The organism is Pedobacter roseus, assembly GCF_014395225.1.
Lineage (GTDB): Bacteria > Bacteroidota > Bacteroidia > Sphingobacteriales > Sphingobacteriaceae > Pedobacter > Pedobacter roseus.
Genome location: NZ_CP060723.1, coordinates 5103207 through 5123890, shown reverse-complemented (window position 1 = coordinate 5123890; position 20684 = coordinate 5103207). Strand labels below are relative to the sequence as shown.

General features: G+C 38.7%; 17 protein-coding genes. 3 read left to right on the top strand and 14 right to left on the bottom strand.

All coding sequences use genetic code 11. The features are described 5' to 3' along the window. Nucleotides 1–85: 85 nt before the first annotated feature. The 7 genes from H9L23_RS21095 to H9L23_RS21065 form a co-directional block, all read right to left on the bottom strand. Entirely contained in the window at nt 86–523 is a 438-nt protein-coding gene (locus tag H9L23_RS21095) for a hypothetical protein (RefSeq protein ID WP_187592178.1), read from the bottom strand. After that, the gene (locus H9L23_RS21090; protein ID WP_025142263.1) at nt 510–887 is read right to left on the bottom strand and encodes a phage holin family protein; all 378 of its coding nucleotides are present in this window, start codon (nt 885–887) and stop codon (nt 510–512) included. The genes H9L23_RS21095 and H9L23_RS21090 overlap by 14 nt, the downstream gene beginning before the upstream one ends. Before the next feature lie 54 nt (nt 888–941). Next, the gene (locus H9L23_RS21085) at nt 942–1208 is read right to left on the bottom strand and encodes a YtxH domain-containing protein (RefSeq protein ID WP_025142262.1); all 267 of its coding nucleotides are present in this window, start codon (nt 1206–1208) and stop codon (nt 942–944) included. 71 nt (nt 1209–1279) lie between these two features. After that, nucleotides 1280–2329 carry an AI-2E family transporter gene (locus H9L23_RS21080; protein WP_187592177.1) on the bottom strand — a complete coding sequence of 350 codons (1050 nt, stop codon included), beginning with the start codon at nt 2327–2329 and terminating at the stop codon, nt 1280–1282. Nucleotides 2330–2367: 38 nt separating this feature from the next. After that, complete coding sequence (locus H9L23_RS21075; protein ID WP_187592176.1) at nt 2368–3810, bottom strand: sigma-54-dependent transcriptional regulator; 1443 nt, start codon at nt 3808–3810, stop codon at nt 2368–2370. A 168-nt stretch (nt 3811–3978) separates the two neighbouring features. Continuing rightward, nucleotides 3979–4758: an enoyl-CoA hydratase/isomerase family protein gene (locus H9L23_RS21070; RefSeq protein WP_187592175.1), complete on the bottom strand. Its 780-nt coding sequence runs from the start codon at nt 4756–4758 to the stop codon at nt 3979–3981. A gap of 3 nt (nt 4759–4761) precedes the next feature. Next, a complete protein-coding gene (locus H9L23_RS21065; protein ID WP_187592174.1) occupies nt 4762–5181 on the bottom strand; it encodes a cobalamin B12-binding domain-containing protein in 420 nt (139 codons plus the stop codon). Nucleotides 5182–5428: 247 nt separating this feature from the next. Between H9L23_RS21065 and H9L23_RS21060 the strand changes: the two genes are divergently transcribed. Further along, a complete protein-coding gene (locus tag H9L23_RS21060) occupies nt 5429–7084 on the top strand; it encodes a glutamine--tRNA ligase/YqeY domain fusion protein (RefSeq protein WP_187592173.1) in 1656 nt (551 codons plus the stop codon). Nucleotides 7085–7379: 295 nt separating this feature from the next. On the opposite strand, the gene H9L23_RS21055 is transcribed toward H9L23_RS21060, so the two are convergent. Then, nucleotides 7380–8216 (bottom strand): N-acetylmuramoyl-L-alanine amidase, encoded by an 837-nt coding sequence (locus H9L23_RS21055; protein WP_187592172.1) that lies wholly within the window; start codon nt 8214–8216, stop codon nt 7380–7382. A gap of 114 nt (nt 8217–8330) precedes the next feature. Here H9L23_RS21055 and H9L23_RS21050 point away from each other — a divergent pair, with 114 nt between their 5' ends. Together H9L23_RS21050 and H9L23_RS21045 are read left to right on the top strand one after the other, a co-directional pair. Beyond that, nucleotides 8331–10013, top strand: coding sequence for a dipeptidyl-peptidase 3 family protein (locus H9L23_RS21050; RefSeq protein ID WP_187592171.1), 1683 nt, complete (start codon nt 8331–8333; stop codon nt 10011–10013). A gap of 485 nt (nt 10014–10498) precedes the next feature. After that, nucleotides 10499–12943 carry an outer membrane beta-barrel protein gene (locus H9L23_RS21045; protein WP_187592170.1) on the top strand — a complete coding sequence of 815 codons (2445 nt, stop codon included), beginning with the start codon at nt 10499–10501 and terminating at the stop codon, nt 12941–12943. 131 nt (nt 12944–13074) lie between these two features. Here the strand turns inward: H9L23_RS21045 and H9L23_RS21040 are convergent, their stop codons facing one another. From H9L23_RS21040 to H9L23_RS21015, 6 genes are all read right to left on the bottom strand, one after another. Further along, a complete protein-coding gene (locus H9L23_RS21040; protein ID WP_187592169.1) occupies nt 13075–13569 on the bottom strand; it encodes a GNAT family N-acetyltransferase in 495 nt (164 codons plus the stop codon). Continuing rightward, nucleotides 13566–14126: a thiamine pyrophosphokinase gene (locus H9L23_RS21035; protein WP_187592168.1), complete on the bottom strand. Its 561-nt coding sequence runs from the start codon at nt 14124–14126 to the stop codon at nt 13566–13568. The genes H9L23_RS21040 and H9L23_RS21035 overlap by 4 nt, the downstream gene beginning before the upstream one ends. 63 nt (nt 14127–14189) lie before the next feature. Continuing rightward, the gene (locus H9L23_RS21030; RefSeq protein ID WP_187592167.1) at nt 14190–15482 is read right to left on the bottom strand and encodes a hypothetical protein; all 1293 of its coding nucleotides are present in this window, start codon (nt 15480–15482) and stop codon (nt 14190–14192) included. 59 nt (nt 15483–15541) lie between these two features. Next, the gene (locus H9L23_RS21025; RefSeq protein WP_187592166.1) at nt 15542–16186 is read right to left on the bottom strand and encodes a thiamine phosphate synthase; all 645 of its coding nucleotides are present in this window, start codon (nt 16184–16186) and stop codon (nt 15542–15544) included. 112 nt (nt 16187–16298) lie between these two features. Next, nucleotides 16299–18743: a TonB-dependent receptor gene (locus H9L23_RS21020; protein ID WP_317175266.1), complete on the bottom strand. Its 2445-nt coding sequence runs from the start codon at nt 18741–18743 to the stop codon at nt 16299–16301. 1014 nt (nt 18744–19757) lie between these two features. Beyond that, nucleotides 19758–20288, bottom strand: a complete 531-nt coding sequence (locus H9L23_RS21015) for an AAA family ATPase (RefSeq protein WP_187592165.1) — start codon at nt 20286–20288, stop codon at nt 19758–19760. Nucleotides 20289–20684: the final 396 nt, after the last annotated feature.

The window sequence follows — 20684 nt, the reverse complement described above, 5'->3', positions numbered from 1 at the left end:
AAGCCTCAGAATTTTTAAATCCTGAGGCTTTTTTATTTAAGGTCATTTTGGCATTTTGCTCACTAATGACTAATTAACTATTGAACTAATACGTTTCACTATCTGGCGGGATGCCATAATCAATAAACTTCTTATCCTTTTTTTCTTTCTTTTTGCCAAACCAGCCTTTAACAGAGTTAAAAATGGCCGACAAATGTTCTGCATCTAACGATTTACCTACTTTGCCTGAAACCAGTCCAACAGCAGCTTTGGTTAAAAAGCCAGCACCTCTGAATATCGTTTTATTCATAAATATTGGCAAAAGCAATGACATAGCCGTGCCGCTGATGTTTAGCTTTTCGTCGGCTTTGAACAAGTTATTAGGCGTAGCATACTTTTTAATCAGTGCGCCAAGCGTAAACTGTTTAAAGAAAGTTTTAGTGTCCGATTTAAGCATATTCTGCTTAAGTGTATACTCAACCTTAAGTTCTAGTTTTCTGGCTTGCAGGTCGCTTAGGTTTCGAATGTCTTTATAGCTTCTCATCTTCCTCCTTATCTGCAAGTTTATCAAAGTATTTTCTAATCGCTACATTAATAATTGCTTTTTCAATGTATTTATCCTTGGTTAAATAAACGATTATGGCCAGTAAAATATAGAACAATGAAACACAACCAAAGCCTCCTGCATAACTGCCCAAAACGCTCGAAAGGTATAGTGCCAATGTTACTGACCCAAATAAAAAGGCCAAAATAAAGCAAACAATAACAGCGGTACTGGTTACCAGGTCGGCAAAAATTTTGGATGCTTTTTCTACAATATAAAGTCTGGTATACTCTACCCTGGCCTCTAAAAAGCCTTTAGCATCGTCTACAAGATCTTCAATACTTTTATCTTTATTCTCCTGCATAATTCAGATGAGATTTAACCGGGCAAAATACCCGGTTATGCAATATTTTATTTATTAAGCGTGTTCTACGTCGTCGCTGTATTCTTCTTCTACGCTTCTCAATTTGGTTTTGATAGAGCTTACCACTTTATCTTTGAGGCTGGCCAGGTTGTTAATTTCATCAGCAGCTTTATCTTTGATAGAATCGCCCAGATCTTTTAACGATTGGCTTAATTTATCGCGTGTTTCATCACCTTTATCTGGTGCGAACAAAATTCCTAGGGCTGCACCGGCAGCTAGTCCAGCTAAAAGGGCAACTACAACTTTTGAGTTATCATTCATAATCAATGTATTTTAAGGGTTAACAATTATGTACAATATAAAACTACTACATTATTTATTGCTAAGCTATATTATAACTCGTTATGCTCATTATTTGTTTTAATTCTTTCCAATCTTTCTGATGCGAGCGTACTGGTTTCGTAAATTTTAATGAGCAAAATAAAATAAGATAATAGCAGCGGGCCAAAAACAAGGCCCAATATTCCGAATAAAGGAATACCAATAATTACGCCAATTACTGTAATAATGGGGTGAATATTTCCAACTTTTTTCGCAATCATGAACCGGAGCACGTTATCGATGTTAATAATCACCACGAAACCAAAAATAAGCATGGCCCATCCGGCAAAATTATTACCATTTGCAATCTGCAAAATGGCAGCTGGTACAAAAATAACAGGAGGGCCCAAAACAGGAACAAAGGAAATAAATGTGGTTATAACGCCCCAAAAAATGGGGTCTTTATACCCTAAAACATAAAAGGAAAGGCCCACCAACGAGCCCTGTACCAAACAGATCAATCCCTGGCCCAAAACATTGGCATAAGTGGTGTTGCGCATTTCATCGCCAAAACGAAGTGCATTCTGTTCTCTAAACGGAGCATATTTGATTAAAGAAAATTCGAATTTTTTCCGCTCGATCAACATAAAATAGAGTAAAAAGTACATCACCAGTAAACTTAGTACAATATTTACTGCACTTGATATTAGCGAGGGGAAAAGCTGCGTTGCCCAGTTCCCCAGTCTGTTCATACCATCCTGGATGAGCTCCTGGTTGATTTTAATAGGGATAAGGTGCTGTAATTTGACCAAAAGGTTTTTAAAAAAGATCTCGTTGCTTCGCAGTTCCGATATTTTGCTGATTACCATGCTGCTAAGGGCATAAAATGGTAGTACAATCAAAATGATGCTAATGGTAATGAGGAAAATGGCCACTAATCTTTTATTCCATCCCTTATTTTCGGCCAGGTGGATATAAGCAGGCCTCATAATGGTGTACAATACCAAAGTGCTCAGGATGGCACTAAAAATACTCTGCAACGAATAGGCAATTAAAACTCCAAGCGCAATAATGATAACAAGGTTAATGTTGTTACGCTGTTTATAAGAAAATACTGACATAATTCGGGATGCTTGGGATTATTCTTTAAAATGCTAAATCAGCCCATTTTGTTTTGTCGATTTTCAATTTGCTGTTCTTCGTTAAGGTTAATGGCCTTTATTTTATTGTAAAGTGTTTTTCTGTCGATCTTCAATATTCTCGAAGCCTTTGCTTTATTAAAGTTAACTTCCCTTAAAACAGTTAAAATTACAGTGTATTCTGCTTCTTTAGTCGTTTTTTTGAGGTCTTGGGCATTATTTCCCGATTTTTTTAGAACTGGCAATTTTTTTTCGCGGTGAAGGATTTTAGCAGAACTTACTTTTTCAAATTCCAGTGGCAAGGCAGCTATTTCAATCTGATGCCCGTTGGTGAGTAAAGCGACCCGCCTGATTACATTTTTGAGTTCGCGTACATTACCCGGCCAGTTGTAATTTAAAAAACAATCTTTAACCTCTTTAGAAAAAGAGATGATGTTTTTGTTAAGTTCTTCATTTGCTTCTGCCAGGAAAAAGTCTGCGAAAACGAGGATGTCTTCGCTTCTGTCTTTTAAAGAAGGAACATTGATCGAAAATTCGTTAAAACGGTGGTATAAATCCTCCCTGAATGTTCCTTTTTGTATACAATTTTCGAGGTTTTCATTGGTCGCAATAATAATCCTCACGTCGAGGTTGATTTCTTTTGTGCTGCCTACCCGTTTAATTTTACGCTCCTGTACGGCCCTGAGTAAAATGGCCTGGGTTTCGTATGATAGGTTGGCTACTTCATCCAGAAACAAGGTGCCCCCGTTGGCCTGTTCAAAATGCCCAATCTTCGTGGATAACGCCCCTGTAAATGATCCTTTTTCATGTCCGAAAAATTCGCTTACAGCCAGTTCTTTGCTTAAAGAGCCGCAGTCCATAGCCACAAATGGTGCGTTTTTACGTAAACTGTTTAAGTGAATGGTTTTGGCCACACATTCTTTCCCGGTGCCGCTTTTGCCATGTAAAATGATGCTGTAATTGGTTGGTGCAACCAGGTTAATCTGTTCTAAAAGTTTTATAGAAGGTTTGCTATTGCCTTCAATATACTTAGGGAAATTAGGTATTTCGGGAATATTTGCAGCTTTATGATTGGTATGATGGTGCTTTTTTAATGCTCTTTGGGTTTCCAGCGCCTTGTTTACGGTATTCAGGATCTCATCCGGATAAAGCGGTTTAACAATGTAATCGTAAGCGCCAAGTTTAATCAGCTCTACAGCAAGCCTGATATCCGAATAACCAGTAATAATGAAAACACCTGTGTTTGGGTAATTTTCTTTAACATATTTTAAAATTTCCCTGCCATCCGTATCATCAAGGCGATAGTCGCATAAAATAAGGTCGAACTTTTCAATGCTCAATATTTCTACTGCTGCAGTGCCTGTTGTAGTATTGGAAACCTCGTATCCGTTTTTAGTAAGGAATTTGGAGAGTAATAAACCGATGTTTATTTCATCGTCGATTATAAGTATTTTGTTTTTCATCAATAGGATTTTTTATTGCTAAAAGAACCCTAAATAATTTAGTAGGATGAGTCAAAAATATTTAGAATTATGCATTTTGAACCCTGCATAATTACTAAAAAATTATGATAGTGGGAAATATTTTCTACACTTTTGATTTTTTAAAATAGAATTAATACTACAGGGCTGTTAATGCCCTGTAAAATTGGCTTTTCTTTTTTCTACAAACGCGTTAACGCCTTCCTTAAAATCGGCAGTTTCAAAGCATTTACCAAAAGCTTCAATTTCTGTAGCATAACCATTAACATCATTTAAAGATGCAATTACTGATTTTATAGCGGCAGAAATGGCTAATGGGGCACGTTGCTTAACAACATTAAGGATTTCTTCTGCTTTGCCAATTAAATCTGGTTGTGGAACAACATGGTTTACCAGTCCAATTTTTTCCGCTTCTACAGCCGTAACCATGTTAGCCGTTGCAATAAGTTCAATCGCCTTTCCTTTTCCAACCAGCTGCGTTAAGCGCTGGGTACCACCATAACCTGGAATTAAACCCAAGGTAACTTCCGGCAGGCCCAATTTTGCGTTATCGGATGCGATACGGATGTGACAGGCCATGGCAAGTTCCAATCCGCCGCCCAATGCGAATCCATTAATTGCCGCTATAAATAGTTTTGGCGAATTTTCGATGGCGTTAAATACCTCGTCTTGTCCGCGTTTTGCCAGTTCTTCTCCTTGTTTGCCACTATAATCTGCAAATTCTTTGATGTCTGCCCCAGCAACAAAAGCTTTTTCGCCTGCCCCGGTTAAAATAACGCCTCTTACTTCAGCGGTTTTGCCTGCATAAGCAATTACGTCGGCCAGTTCGGTCAAAGTATCTTTGTTTAATGCATTAAGCGATTTTTCGCGGTTAATGGTAATGTATAAAATGTTTGCTTTTACTTCTGTGATTAAATTCTGGTATGCCATAGCTTAAAAATTTCTGTTTTCAGTAACCCAATTTTGAATATATTCTACAATACTTGCCATTGTTGTGCCCGGAGGAAATAATTCTCCAACACCCAGTTCGGCAAGTTTTAAACGGTCGGCCTCTGGAATGATCCCTCCTCCGGTTAACAACACATCATCCATCTGTTTTTCTTTCATAAAATGGATTATTTTTGGAAAAACCGTCATGTGGGCACCCGAGAGTATAGAAATACCAATAGCGTCAACGTCTTCCTGGAGGGCCGTATTTACCACCATTTCTGGCGTTTGGCGAAGGCCGGTGTAAATCACTTCCATACCGGCATCGCGTAGAGAGGTTGCGATTACCTTAGCGCCCCTGTCGTGGCCATCTAAACCAACTTTAGCCACTAAAACGCGTATAGGCCGATTTAATATTTTGCTCATAAATGAATATTAAGTTGCTGTAAATGTATTGATTTTATTGACGAATAGAGAAATTAGATCATGGTTGACGGTTCATAGCCGGGGCTTTTACCCACAGGGTGATGAGAAATAATTATCCACAGCCATTTATCCACTCAACAAAGTAATTCAAATGCATCTAAATATTAACTGTGCGCTAATAAACCGTTAATCATTGCATAAATACGCTCAATCTTTTTACATTTGCATTCCTAATTTACAGGTTTTTATGAGTGAAGAGAAGTCATTGAACTTTATTGAAGAAATTGTTGAGAACGACTTAAATAGTGGTAAGTATGAAACTTTGGTTACGCGTTTTCCACCGGAGCCTAATGGTTATCTGCACATCGGCCACGCGAAAGCAATATGCTTAAATTTCGGACTAACACAAAAATACGGCGGTTACACCAACCTGCGTTTTGATGATACCAATCCGGTAACGGAGAAAACAGAATACGTTAACAGCCAGCAGGAAGATATCAGGTGGTTGGGTTTTAACTGGAAAAATGAATTGTACGCATCAGATTATTTTGATGAGCTTTATGGTTTTGCCGTAAAACTGATTGAAAAAGGTTTGGCTTATGTGGATGAAAGTTCTGCAGATGAAATTGCTGCTTTAAAAGGCACACCTACTGAACCTGGTCAGGATAGCCCATACCGTAACCGTACTGTTGAAGAGAACCTCGACATTTTTACCAAAATGAAAAATGGCGAATTTGCCGATGGTGCTTATATTTTACGGGCTAAAATCGATATGGCCAGTCCGAATATGTTGATGCGCGATCCGATTATTTACCGCATTAAACATGCCGAGCATCACCGTACCGGCAACAAATGGTGCATTTACCCGATGTACGATTTTGCCCACGGACAAAGTGATAGTATTGAAAACATCACCCACTCGATTTGTACTTTAGAATATGTTTCGCACCGCGAACTCTACGATTGGTTTATCGAAAAGTTAGAGATTTTCCCTTCGAAACAATACGAATTTGCCCGTTTAAATCTTACCAGCACGGTGATGAGTAAACGTAAGCTGTTACAATTGGTTAATGAAAACCTGGTAAATGGCTGGGACGATCCACGCATGCCTACCATTTCGGGCTTGCGCAGAAGAGGATTTACGCCAAAAAGTATCCGTAAGTTCTGTGAGCGCATCGGTATCGCCAAACGCGAAAATTTAATCGAGTTGAGTTTGTTGGAGTTCTGTATCCGTGAGGACCTGAATAAAACGGCTAATCGTGTAATGGCAGTTTTAGATCCTATCAAGCTGGTAATTACCAACTACGAAAAAGGAACGGAAGATTTAATCGGCGAAAACAATCCGGAGGCAGAAGACGGAGGAGGTACACGTGTAATTCCTTTTAGCAATGAACTTTGGATCGAGCGCGAAGATTTTATGGAAGTGCCGGCAAAAAAATGGTTCCGTTTGGCGCCAGGTGCAATGGTACGCCTAAAATTTGCTTACATCGTGAAGTGTGAAGATTTTGTGAAAGATGAAAACGGAAATGTTACCGAAATCCGTTGTACTTATATTCCGGAATCGAAAAGCGGAAGTGATACCAGCGGTATCAACGTTAAAGGAACCATTCACTGGGTAAGTGCACCACATGCTAAAACCGCAGAAATCCGTTTGTACGACCGTTTATTTACTTCGGAAACACCTGATGCAGAAGAAGGCGACTTTAAAGATTATTTAAATCCTGAGAGTTTAACGGTTCTACCTAATGCTTATATCGAACCTGCTTTAGCAGATGCCGATTTAGAAGGCCGTTACCAGTTTATCCGTAAAGGTTATTTCTGTTTGGATAAAGATTCTACTGCTGATAGATTGGTTTTCAATAGAACGGTAACACTGAAAGATACATTTAAGAAGCCAAACTAGTTTTTACCTTTTTGGCCACTGATAGGCACAGATGAACACAGATTAATGTGATTTGTCTGTGCTTTTTTGTTATTTAGGTTAATCGGTTAATTGTTTGAATTGGTTAACTGGGTAGGTTCATTCGTCATAAGCCATTGGTTCATTGGTAGGTTGTAACGCCAGATAATTCCATCATCCATTTTACATCTTCCATCATGAGCCCCAATGAAGCGACACAAATTTGCCTACCAGGGTGTTTTGCATCTAAGCTTCGGACCTCCGTTCTCTGACTTTCGGACTTATTTACGCTATCTGCTTAATACTTCGTATACACATTATACAATACCAAAATATCCACTGGTGTTAAAGTTGGCGTAATATCACTCTGTATAAAATGGATTTTAAAAGCTGTAATTGCTGCGGGCAGGTTGCTGGTGTCGTAACCGATGTATTTTAAAGCCATTTCTGTATTAAAATCCAATGGTGGGTTTTTCAGCACATCATCATACCAATAACCGAAACCTTTATCGGCCAGTTTTTTCCAGGGGAAGTTTTTCGGATCGTTTTTGCGTTTAGGTGCAATATCAGCATGACCGATAAAATTTGCTGTCGGGATGTTATAGGTTTTCTTTAAGGTAGCCAATAACTTCAGCAAACTATTAATCTGCGCATCAGGCCAAGGGTCTGTTAATCCGTTGTTATCCAGTTCAATACCTATCGATGAAGAATTGAGGTCGGTATCTTTGCCCCATTTGCTTATTCCGGCGTGGTTGGCACGGAGGTAATCGTTAACCATGTGTACCACTTTACCATCTCTACTCACAACATAATGCGCACTGGTACCTGCTTTGGTAGAGAAAAATGTTTTGATGGTTTGTGCCAGACTATCCTGTGCCGTATGGTGGATTACCACAAAATTAGGCTTACGTATCCCAAAATTTACAGAACCAACCCAGGTTTGATTTGTTGCTTCTAATGAATCGTAAAGCTGACCTGCCGGAGGAGTTGTACTGATTATTTTCGAAAAATCTTTTGCCTTTTCTTTATATATTTTTTCTGTTGCAGCGTATTTATTGGTACTGCAGGCTGATAAAACGAGTACGAACGATAAAGTAAAAAAGGCTGATGATTTTGATAATCTGGAAAATAACATGGGCATGAATTGTTAGCAAGTTGAAGTTACAAAGTTATGCTAAACTTCAGGCAATGCATCAAACTTTATACAAAGCTTTCAAAATTTACTAATTTAGCACCGATATACTCTAATATGAAGAATTTATACAAATCAACCCTGATTTTCTCTGTACTGGCTATTGCGGCCGGATCGATCTCATCCTGCACAGGGGATAATAAGCCTGCCGATGGAAAGACTACCGCAACCGTACAAAAAGATAGTTTAACCAATTATGTTGCACAGCGTTTGGCCATTTACGAAAGGGTTAAATTGACTACCAATATCAATCAATTAAGTGTTAACGACCGTAAAATTTTGCCTTTATTAATCCAGGCGGCAGAAATTATGGACGAATTGTATTGGAAACAGGCCTATCCGCAAAGGGATAGCTTACTGGCTACCATTAAAGATGAAAAAACACGCGACTTTTTAAATATTAACTATGGTCCATGGGATAGGTTAAATAATGATAAAGCTTTTGTTGAAGGTGTGGGTGTTAAACCTGAAGGGGCATCATTTTATCCTTATGGAATTACAAAAGAGGCAATTGAGAAATCTGATCTTGCCGATAAATTTGGGGCTTATTCTGTGGTTCAGAAAGACAGCGCAGGCAAATTAACTACCGTTCCTTACCACGTTTTATTTGCTTCAGAATTACAGAAAGTAAGTTCTCTTTTAAAACAGGCTGCTTTGATTACCGAAGATGCAGGTTTGAAAAAATATTTAAACTTAAGAGCCGATGCGCTGGTTACGGATAATTTTACTGCCAGCGATTACGCCTGGCTGGATATGAAAACCAACGGTTTGGATATCATTATCGGCCCGATTGAAAACTACGAGGATAAACTTTTTAATGCCCGGACCAGTTATGAGGCTTATGTTTTAATTAAAGATAAAGAGTGGAGCAAGCGTTTGGCCAAATATGTAAAAATGTTGCCGGAGTTACAGAAAAACCTGCCTGTTGCAGCTAAATATAAAACCGAAACCCCGGGAACAGATTCTGAGCTGAATGCCTATGATGTGGTTTATTATGCGGGAGACTGTAATGCGGGATCGAAAACTATTGCTGTAAACCTTCCGAATGATGAGAAAATACAACAGGAAAAAGGTACCCGCCGTTCGCAGTTAAAAAATGCGATGCAAGCTAAATTTGACAAAATTTTAGTGCCTATTTCGAAAGAATTAATAGATGCAGATCAACAGCAGTACATTAAATTCGATGCTTTTTTTGCCAATGTGATGTTTCACGAAGTAGCACACGGTTTAGGGATTAAAAAAACCATTACAGGAAAAGGATTTGTGCGTGCCTCCTTAAAAGAGCAATACAGCTGGTTAGAAGAAGGTAAAGCTGATATTTTAGGTTTGTACATGGTAACTGGTTTGCTTAAAAAAGGCGAATTGAAAGGTGATATTAAAGATTATTACACCACATTTATGGCGGGCATTTTACGCTCGGTACGTTTTGGTGTTTCTGAAGCACATGGAAAAGCCAATATGCAATGTTTTAACTATTTCCAGGAAAAAGGTGCTTTTGAACGTACTGCTAAAGGTACTTACAAAGTTAATTTCGAAAAATTTGCAACTGCCATGAACGATTTAAGTGCATTTATCATCACACTACAAGGTAATGGCGATAAAGTTGCGGTAGAAAAGGCACAAAAAGAAAAAGCAATTATACATCCGGAACTTCAAACCGATCTTGACCGTTTAACAAAAAAGAATATCCCGGTTGATGTTGTTTTTGAACAAGGAGTTGATGTACTTGGAGTAAAATAGAAATTCTTACTCGAAAAAAAAGGCCATAGGTATGCAGATGTAAACTTGTTGATCTGTGGCTTTTTTTACTTGGTTCATTTGTTCATTTGCCATTAGTTCATTGGTAACTGCAACTTAGCCAATGGTTCATTTGTTCACTGGTCATTTAGTTAATTGTTTAAACTGGTTAATTGGCATGATTCAGATTTGAGTATTGCCAATTGCCAACTGAAAACTTCTTAGTGTCTTCGTGCCTTTGTGGTGAAAAGATCGTTCATTAGTAACTGCGAACTTCTAACTCTAAACTTCGGTCATCGGACCTCTGACTCCGGACTTTTTCAAAATCCTTGTAACCTTTTCAAAAAACGGTCGTCTTACCTATAACTAAAGAATAGAAACCTTTCGTTTCTGAACTAAACTAAAATATCGGGCTTTAATGAGAAAATGCATAAACATGTGTTATGGAAATCTTTTTGCCTAATTTTTTTACCATAATAAAACCGAGAATGAAAATATTATACGCGATATCACTTTCCTTAAGCCTCTTTTTAACCGCTTCAACGGCTTTTGCACAAACCAATCCTAAGCCAAACATCAGCGGGGTAATTTTAGATGAGAATAAAAAACCTGCCGATTATGTTACCGTTGTACTTTTCAAATCGGCTGATTCGAGCATCGTTAAAACGGCTTTTACTGATCCGAACGGAACTTTTGGTTTTACCGTGACGAATAAAGGAAGCTACTTTTACAAAGCCAGTAATATGGGCTATAAAACCTTTAAGAGCAAAATCATTGTTTTAACGGAAGATAATCAAAAGGTAGATTTAGGTTCGGCACAGCTTGTTGCAACTGCACAGAATTTAAAAGAAGTGAGTGTGGCGGTAACCAAACCATTGATCGAAAGAAAAATGGATAAGATCGTAATGAATGTTTCTAACAGTGCAATCATGACGGGTTCTACTGCGCTCGAGGTGTTGCAAAAAGCGCCTGGTGTAACTGTCGATCAGAATGATAAAATATCGATGATGGGCAAACAGGGTGTACTGATCCAGCTTGATGGAAAACAGACTTACATGAGCAGTGCCGATGTGGCCAACCTGCTCCGTAACATGCAAAGTTCGGAAATTGAAAGCATTGAGTTGATCACCAATCCTTCCTCCAAATACGATGCTTCTGGTAATTCGGGGATCATCAATATAAAAACCAAAAAAAGCAAAAATGGTGGTACAAATGGTAGTATAAATGGAACGGCTGGTTACGGTAAAAATTTTAGGGGTAACGCGGGCTTAAATCTTAACCATAGAACACAAAAACTGAATATTTTTGGTAACTACAATTATGGTAAAAATGAACGTGAAAACCAGATTGATATCGATCGGATTTCTAACGGTAAAACAAAGGATACCTATTTTATGCAGGTGGGCAGCAGTCTTAGAAAGCAACAGAACAACAACTTCAAGGCTGGTTTAGATTATTTTATCGATAAAAACAATACCATTGGTGTATTGGTAAACGGTTACTTTAACCACGGTACAGAGGCCTCGGTAAATAATACGTTAATAGGCCCGTCATTTCAAAAAACAGATTCTATATTGATTTCGAATACGTTGCAAACCAATAAGTATAACAATCTTTCTTATAACTTAAACTATAAATCGGTTCTAGATACTGCCGGGTCGGAAATTTCGGCCGATGTAGATTATTCAAGATACAATGGAAATGATGGATCGAAATATGATAACGATTATCTGTTCGCAAATGGTGACAGGATGCGCCCTATTGTTCACACCAGAAACAACACGCCTTCTGTTATAGATATTAAAGCTTTTAAGGTTGATTATAATGTTGCATTGAGCAAAACGGTTAAACTTGAAGCAGGTGTTAAAAGCAGCTGGGTTAAAACCAATAACGATCTACAAGCGGAAGAATTTGTAAACAATAACTGGCAGAACGATGTACGCCGGAGCAACCAGTTTATTTACGATGAAAATGTAAACGCAGCCTATACCAATTTAAACAAGCAGTTTAAAAATACCAGTGTACAAGTTGGTTTAAGGGTAGAACAAACCAATTCGAAAGGGAATTTAATTACCACAAATACTGTTGTTGAGCGGAGTTACTGGGATTTCTTTCCAACGTTGTTTGTTCAGCAGAACCTTTCGAAAAACAACCAGCTGGGTTTCTCTTACAGTAGAAGGATCGATCGTCCGAGTTACGATGCCTTAAATCCTTTTGTGTATTACCTGGATCAATATACCTATAACAAGGGTAACCCCTTTTTGAACCCACAGTATACTAACAATTTCGAAGTGAGTTATACTTTGTTACAAAAATACATGATATCTATTGGTTATAGCAGGGTTAACGACGTTATTATGGAGGTACTTTTGCCAGATACTGCTCAAAAAGCTTTATATCAAACTAATGCTAACATTGCCAGAAATATCAGTTATAATGCCAATTTGAATATACCCGTTCAGGTTACCAAATGGTGGCAGATGAATAATAATTTAAATGTTTTCTACCTGAGTTTCCAGGCACCAGATTTGGCTGGGAATGAATTAAAAACAGCAAAAACATCTTTTCAGTTTAAAACCCAACAAACCTTTACCATTATGAGTGGTTTTACTGCAGAACTGAATGGTAGTTACGAATCGCCTCTTTACTACGGTACTTTTGCCATCAGGCCCCGCTATTCCATTGATGCTGGTTTAAGCAAAGCATTATTTAATAAAAAAGCGAGTTTGAAACTGGCTTTATCTGATGTGTTTAATACCTATAAAACCAATTTATCGAGCATATACTCTGGTTTAACATACGAAGTGCGCCAAAAGAACGAAAGTCAGATCGGTAGGATCAGTTTCACTTACCGTTTTGGTAAAAACGAGATTAAACCAGCACGCCGCCGCTCAACAGGTACTGAAGCTGAGCAGGGAAGGATGAAGAATTAGTAAGGTAGTTAATGCGATGATCGTCATTCTCGCACAGGCGGGAATCTTAATACAATAAGCTTTAAGATTCCCAATTAACCCGATAGCTATCGGGTTGGGAATGACGATCCGACTATATCCGTCGTCAGAAATTAAAACTTATATTCCATTACATAATCGTCCATAAAATAACCCTCGCCGATATCAAGTTTTACCGATTCTTTAATGGTAAAACCTCCTTTTAGGTAGAAGTCTTTGGCTTTATTATGTTTATTGACATTAAGTTGTAGCGCACTTCCGCCGGCATCTTTTACCTGGTTAAATACCTCGTTAATCAAAATTTTGCCTACGCCTTTACCGTGAGCAGAAGGCAACACATAAAGTTTGTGCAGTTTGTATATCCGCTCTTCATGCCCGGTGATAGAATAACCTGCAAAACCGAATTGATTTTCACCTTCTTCGGCAATCAGGAAAATATGTCCCTCCATCAATTGTTTCAAGAGTTCGCCCCGGTTATACATTTTATCCAGCATGTAATCAATCTGTGCCTGCCCGATGATATCAAGATAAGTTGATGGCCAGGTTGCTGCAGCAATATCCCTGATGATTTCTAAATCTTCTTCTTTTGCTTTTCTAAGGGTAATCATATCGGTTCGCTGATAAAAATAGGTTGTCCGGAAAATGTAAATTCTACAAAACCGTCGTTAACCACTTTAAAAATTTCGTCTTCATCCTGCATCAGGTTAGTTACTTCTAAATATCGGTTTCCGTGAATCAAAAATTCACTTCCTGCTGGTTTCCAAACGGAAAAACCCGATTTGATGGGGTAATGTTTGGCCATTTCAGTAAATACGACAATATTGATTTTATCTTCAAAACCTGCGTATTTTTCTAAGTCGAATTTTCGCGTAATTACGTTTACGGCAGGATATTTCTCTTCGTAGAGGTAATTAATCGCCACCATTAGCGCATCAACCGGACCCTGGATTACTTTAGTGTTTTCCTGTGTTTCAGTTTGTGTTCCGTTTACCAGAACATCAACTTTTAAACCCAGCGATAAGATTTTATCGTAGTTTTCTGCATTGACCAAAAGCGTAGGACTCCATTCTAACAGCTGACCTAAAAGCTCTTCGTTAAAATTTCCAAGCTCTTCTATAAATAAAGCTGGCTCTTGTTTTTCTTTTACAATATGGTGTGAAGACATACTGCGAATATATAAATTTCACATTAAGTAGCATGCATGAAGAATCAGCTCCAGGTAAAATGATTATCGGTTGTAAGGATATTCATTTACCCAGTGGAAGCCTCTGTTAATGAGCCTGAAATCTTTGAGGTCTTTCTTTTTAAAACTCACCGAGATAGAATCTTTATCTCTCAAACCAGAAATAACAAGTTTGTCTTTCCCGATCACATTATAGTTTAGCACATATTTCAATGAATCTTTAGCCGTTGATTTCAATACCAGTTCTTTCTTTTTTTTGTTAAATACAGTGGTGAAATTGGTGGTGCTGTCATTCATTTTTTTAACCCTCGCATATCCTTCATAACTGATGATCATCTGTTTCCAACGGGTACTGTCGGTAGTTAATGGCGGTAAGGTTGTGCCTTTAAGCCTCATGCTTTCTACATTATAAATGCCATATAAAAATGGTTTTGGGGCTGCACTGCCATAAGTTTTTCTTTGCTGCATGACTGTGTATAGCAAGAAAACAACTGAAGCTGTGATGTACAGGTATTTTACGCCATAAGCCGAAATATAAAGCCATCGCTTTTTAAATGTTGGGCGGTACATCTGATCAAGCTGTTGGCTTTCGTATTTAATAAAGAAACGGTATAGTTTAAAGAAATGGGGTGCCAAAATAAAGAGACTCATTACTACCAGTGCTGTAGAGAGTAGTTTTACAGGAACATCGAAAAAATAATTCATCGACATTACATGGGCGGTTGCGGCTAATGAAAGCAAGGCACCAACAATTACTGTTCTGCGGAAAAACAATAAAACGGCAGAAACTTCTACAATTCCCATAAAGAGGTTGTAGCCTTTAGAGAAACCGAGGAAAGTCCATGCCAGGCCCATTGGTGAGGCATCACCAAAAGGTTGAAGTAGCCTGTTTAGTGAAGGATCGGGAAACTGGAGCTTGATTACTTTTACTGCACCATATAATAATAAGGTAAAGCCCAGGTAAAACCTTACCAATACCACCAGCCAATAATAGGCTGCGTTGTAGCTTTTACGTTTGCGATCTAAAACCGACCAGATGATACAGCCTATTACTGAAATGAGAAACATAAAAAGCAGCAATACCCAATCGTAAGAAGTATCGCCACTACCATTGGTGTGGATGCTAAAATCGTAATTGTAATGAATAATGTGTTTGGAAAACCAGGGAATAAAATCGTGCAGCAGTATGCCAGGCAACTGCAGTACACTCGACAGCACCATGAAAGCACCGTTATTGTTCAGGATAATAAAAAGCGATAATAACAGAAAAAAGAACCTAAAGGAAACTTTTTTATAAATATTCCAGGGAGAGTTGGTTTGAAGCGCGTTATCAGACATATTGGTTTGGGTTTACACCAAAACTAAAAATTATCTAATGGGCATCAAACTATAAAATGTTAATTAACAGCACTTTCTTTAACTAAACTGTAAAAATCTTGATAGGCTTCTATAAAATCATCAGCGAAATTAACCGCTCCGGAAACGGCTATTCCATAAATACCGGTCTGCATTAAAGCCTCTACGTCGTAAATTTTGATGCCTCCTACCGCTAATACGGGGAGCTCAATAGCTTTGTTCTGCAATTCCTTTACGGTATGGTTGTAAGCTTGGATATCTATAAGCGCATAATTGTTGGCTTTGGTTTCGCTTACTGCATACGGACCATAACCGGCATAATCAGCACCTTCGCTGGCCAGCCTGATTAAATTTTCGATGGTATTTGCCGAGCCGCCCAATGTGATGTCATTGCCCACCAATTTGCGCAGGGCGATAAAATCAGCATCCATATCCTCGATGTGAAAACCCTGTATATCTGCCTTTCCGTTTAAATGAACATGATCGGTAACGATTAAAGTGCTGCCCCAATCATCGCAGATCTCTGCAATGGCATTGATGTCCTGCAGCAGCTCTTCATCCGTTTTACTCAAACAACGGTATTGGATCCATTTTGCACCCGCCTCGCAGGCTTGCTGCGCCTGTTCTATGTGGCTTAGGTGTGGAATATCGTGTGTGATGTACTGAAATTTTTCTATGTACTTCATTAGGATTTGTAAGATTAAAGGATTTTATGATCAGAGGGGCAAGATAAACAAAATCGCCATTGAGCGATGATCTTCCAATGGCGATTTTAATGATTTTTAGCTTTGGTCTTTCTTAAAACTTAACGTTGAGGCTTAGCAAAAAGTTGGTGCCTGCCTGTGGGTAAAAAAAGTTTTCGGTTATTCTGCTCCCTCCAGATTGGTAACCATAAGTATAACCGTTGCTTTCGTATTTTTTGTCTAAAATGTTATTGACCAATAAACCAAGGTTAATATTTTTAACGCCGGCAAATTTAAAATCGTAGCCTAAACGGGCATTATTTACCCAGTACCCGTTAATGGTTCTATCATTGTTTTGCGTATTGTCTAAATACTGTTTGCTAACATATTTGCTTTGTAAAGCGATAGCAAAGCCACTGATAGGTTTATATACCACCTCGCCAAAAAGTACCGTATTTGGAGAAAACGAAATGTCGGTAAGATTATAGTCGTTTACTACCTGTCCGCCGTTATCGTAATCATCGTAATATTCGGTAAAGTTTTTGATTTTGTTACGGCTAAACGCAGCATTGACATTTACAATAAACTGTTTGCTAATGGTATAAGAACCATCCAGCTCTACCCCTAAACGATAACTCTTGTCTACATTCTGGCGGAAGTTTCCACCAACATCGTTTATTTTTCCAGTTACCACCAACTGGTTTTTATAGAACATGCCATACGCATTGGCACCAATATTAAATTGATCATTTTTAAAACGGTAACCTAATTCTACATCGTTCAGGCGCTCCGGTTTAGGGGTAACACCTACTGTTGCATCGGTATAATCGTCGCGGTTAGGCTCTTTGTTGGCCACACTGAACGATGCATACACATTGCTCTGCGGATTGATAAAATAGGTTGCGCCAAATTTAGGATTAAAGAAATTTAGGGTTTGGTTAATGGCCAGCGTATTCAATTTGTTTTCTGTTCCGGCAATATCATAATACACACGGCGGTATTGCAGATCCGCAAATAAGCTTAGGGCTTCAACCGGACTGTAGTTTACCTTACCATAAACGTTAAAATCGGTTTTGAAACCATCGTTATCGTAATAATGCCTGTCAATGTTCCCATTTGAAGCATATTGTGCCCAGATTACCTGCCCAAAATGTGCACCTTTATATTCGTTGTAAGCACCGCCCAAAGTAAAGTTTAAATTCTTTTCGGGTACATAATTAAAGGCATAGGTAACTCCATAAAAATCATTATCTAACCAACGGCGGCGAATTAAATCGGTATTGGTAACCGGAGTTCCTCCTGGAATAACAACCGGATTTAAGCCATAAGCGGCCAATTTATCCTGTACCCTGTATTCTTCATAATAACCTTCTCCTTTAGTATAGTGTAAGGCGCCATTAAAAGAAAACTGATCAGAGAACTGTCTGGCATAAATTAACTGATAGTGGTTCTGTGTATAATTATCCGTCTGGTTATTATAAAGGAAACTATTGTAAGTTCTGCCCGAGTTTAAAAGGTTTGCTGCATCTTCGGTACTTAGTTCGTTTCTGGCGATATAGGCATTCATCCCGGCCGCATCATTTTCTAAACGTGATTGCGGGATTCCGTTCCACGATTGATAGGTTTTCTCATTTCCCGAAAAAACGTTTACACGCAATAAATCTTTATTTCCATGGTAGGCACCAGATAGAAAATACGATTTTAGTAAAGATGATCCGCGGTCTACATAACCATCAGAACTAATTCTTGATAAACGCCCGTCAAAACTAAAACGGTTATTAATTAAACCCGTACCAACCTTTACCGTATTTTTCCAGGTGTTGAAACTGCCATAAGTGCTGTTTACTTCTGCATAGGGTCCTGTTTCGCTGGCAGTAGTTTGGATGTTCAAACTCGCGCCAAATGCACCTGCCCCATTGGTTGAAGTACCTACGCCACGCTGGATCTGCACATTATCAACCGAAGAGGCAAAATCGGGCATGTTAACATAAAATGTTCCCTGGCTTTCGCTATCATTGATTGGAATGCCGTTAACTGTAACGTTGATCCTGCTGTTATCGCTCCCGCGAATACGGATTCCGGTATAACCCACACCAGCACCGGCATCGGAGTTGACCACCACCCCAGGCGTATTTTGCAGGATAAAAGGCAGATCCTGTCCGAAATTATTCTGCTGGATTTCCTCTTTACTAATATTTTTATAAGTAGTTGCAGATTTGTCTGTGGCGCGGGTTGCACGCACAATTACCTCGTCAGCTAAGAAATTTTGTAGCGACAAACTGAAGTCCAGGGTTGTGTTCTGTGTAAGTTCTACCGTTTTTTCTGTGGATTTATAGCCAACATAACTTACAACGATGGTATATTTTCCGTTCGATAAGTTTGTAATGGTGTAGTTTCCGCTGGCATCACTTACAACCGCTGTTTTTTGATTTCTCAATTTAACAGTAGCGCCAGGGAGTGCCTGCTGGTTTTGATCGGTTATTTTGCCTGTAACCGAAAACTGTGCCGATGCAAAGAACGGTAGCATTGCAACAAGTGCTGCAAAAAGTAAATTTTTCAATGTTTTTGTTTTTAGTTAAACCCATCGGAAAAGGGGCTTCCCCGATTTCAGTTAAACTTCCATAACTCCAATCCCTACGCCGGCATTACCCGGATCAGGTGCATTCGAGGTTGATGGCTGGAGGGTTTTAAGGCTGATGGGGTTTACCCTCTACCTTTTTTTACCTTCTGCCTTTTACCTCAAAATGGGTATGATCTCAGCCTGTTTTTGTGTTTATTTAAACAAGGCACCCCTAATGATGTGGCAAATGTAGAAAATCTTTGGCAATTCGAACGGTTTTTGCTGTATTGTGTGGCAAATGAGCAAAAATTGACAGTGGAATTGGAAAATTTGTTGTGTTTTAGATTTTGAAAATGAAAGGTTCTGTGTTTTTGGTATTTTCAGTCCCGCTTTACGTTCCAAGTCCTCTCCCGATGAAAAATCGGGACCCGGTCTTTTCACTTTATCCGATAGCTATCGGATTGGTTTTAGGTGGGCCAGGCTGGTAGAAATATTAACGGATAATCACCAAACGTTCCTACGGAACGATAAATGCCAATTATGCAATTGGCTACCCATGAAGCGTCCCGTTGGGACGGCAAAGAAAATTATATAACAGATTAACCCATAGATTATCTCTTACAAGATGAATTGGCTATGGAATGGTACCGGATAGAGCATTCACAGATCGTCCCAACTGGCAATGTCATTAAGTTGAAGTTTTTGACCACAGATAAACATGGATTTTTACATTTGTGTATATCCTTTTTATCTGTTGTTAAATTATTTTCATCCGTGCCGTCCCATCGGGACGCCACTTGGGTAGAAAAAAAAATGTTAGTTTTTTTTTCGTTCCGTAGGAACGTTTCGTGTTTTGGCATCAGGGTAACAAACCCCTGTTTAATAAACCCGACAGCAGCGAACACGAATCCCGATTTTTCATCGGATGAAGTAAAGCGAATGGCGGGACTGCCGGCGGCCAAAAGCTACTGACAATTATTTTCAAAAAAAAATGAAAGTATCCTTTTTGATTTCCTATCTGCTCGAAAAATCATCAATCGCTTTAATGGCATTTTCTATTCTTTCATCACCCGATCCACCAATAACTTTATAATTGGCATTAAGCGCCTGCAGTTCCCTGTGCCAAACCTGCATAAAATATTCACGTTTATCAGGGAAATCACGCAGCGGATCATCCTGCCAGGGTAAATCGATGTCCATTAGCAGGTAAAGGTCGTACGGCCTTTCAGGCAAAGCATCGAGCACCACCTTTGGTGTTTCGCCAAGCACTTCATCGCTCCAGATTTTTACGGTAATAAAAGTGGTATCGCAGATGATAAAATCGCTTTCAGTTACAGCTAAAATAGCATCTTCGAGCGCAACCTGCCCGTAATACATATTTTCTTCATCCTGCAGCGTATAATCCGTAACCAGGTTTTCGCAATAATAACGGGCATATTCTGGCACCCACGAAACTTTATAATGTTTTGCCAACAACTGAGATAGGGTAGATTTTCCCGTACTTTCCGGGCCAACGATAGCGATCTTTTTAATATTTTTATTCACGATAAAATTTTCTGAATACAATCAAATGTAAAGGAAAAAGCCTTAAAAGAAAAAATCCGGTTGAGGAGGGCTCCTCTAACCGGATAATAAACCAAACAAACTATTTATGAAGAAATCCTCATGGCGGGTAACTAATCCGCGGAGGAAGCTTTAGATCATTGTCTAAAGTATATACAAAACGCATATATGTTCTGCTTATTACAACATTATTGCCAATATTCCGATCATCACAACTTCGTGACTTAATTCTGACGCGTGAGGCTATTTTCTGTGAAATCTTTTAACACTAATTAACATTTGCGGTAATATTGTACATATTGATTTTACATCCGTGTATAATTTATAGTACATTATATGTTTTGGGTGTTCATTATTTAAAACTATTTGTACAAAATG

Coding starts and splice junctions, on each gene's coding strand:
- H9L23_RS21095 (WP_187592178.1), bottom strand. CDS start 523: ATGAGAAGCTATAAAGACATTCGAAACCTAAGCGACCTGCAAGCCAGA.
- H9L23_RS21090 (WP_025142263.1), bottom strand. CDS start 887: ATGCAGGAGAATAAAGATAAAAGTATTGAAGATCTTGTAGACGATGCT.
- H9L23_RS21070 (WP_187592175.1), bottom strand. CDS start 4,758: ATGGCATACCAGAATTTAATCACAGAAGTAAAAGCAAACATTTTATAC.
- H9L23_RS21030 (WP_187592167.1), bottom strand. CDS start 15,482: ATGTCTGATAACGCGCTTCAAACCAACTCTCCCTGGAATATTTATAAA.
- H9L23_RS21040 (WP_187592169.1), bottom strand. CDS start 13,569: ATGATTACCCTTAGAAAAGCAAAAGAAGAAGATTTAGAAATCATCAGG.
- H9L23_RS21065 (WP_187592174.1), bottom strand. CDS start 5,181: ATGAGCAAAATATTAAATCGGCCTATACGCGTTTTAGTGGCTAAAGTT.
- H9L23_RS21060 (WP_187592173.1), top strand. CDS start 5,429: ATGAGTGAAGAGAAGTCATTGAACTTTATTGAAGAAATTGTTGAGAAC.
- H9L23_RS21085 (WP_025142262.1), bottom strand. CDS start 1,208: ATGAATGATAACTCAAAAGTTGTAGTTGCCCTTTTAGCTGGACTAGCT.
- H9L23_RS21075 (WP_187592176.1), bottom strand. CDS start 3,810: ATGAAAAACAAAATACTTATAATCGACGATGAAATAAACATCGGTTTA.
- H9L23_RS21050 (WP_187592171.1), top strand. CDS start 8,331: ATGAAGAATTTATACAAATCAACCCTGATTTTCTCTGTACTGGCTATT.
- H9L23_RS21055 (WP_187592172.1), bottom strand. CDS start 8,216: ATGTTATTTTCCAGATTATCAAAATCATCAGCCTTTTTTACTTTATCG.
- H9L23_RS21035 (WP_187592168.1), bottom strand. CDS start 14,126: ATGTCTTCACACCATATTGTAAAAGAAAAACAAGAGCCAGCTTTATTT.
- H9L23_RS21025 (WP_187592166.1), bottom strand. CDS start 16,186: ATGAAGTACATAGAAAAATTTCAGTACATCACACACGATATTCCACAC.
- H9L23_RS21045 (WP_187592170.1), top strand. CDS start 10,499: ATGAAAATATTATACGCGATATCACTTTCCTTAAGCCTCTTTTTAACC.
- H9L23_RS21080 (WP_187592177.1), bottom strand. CDS start 2,329: ATGTCAGTATTTTCTTATAAACAGCGTAACAACATTAACCTTGTTATC.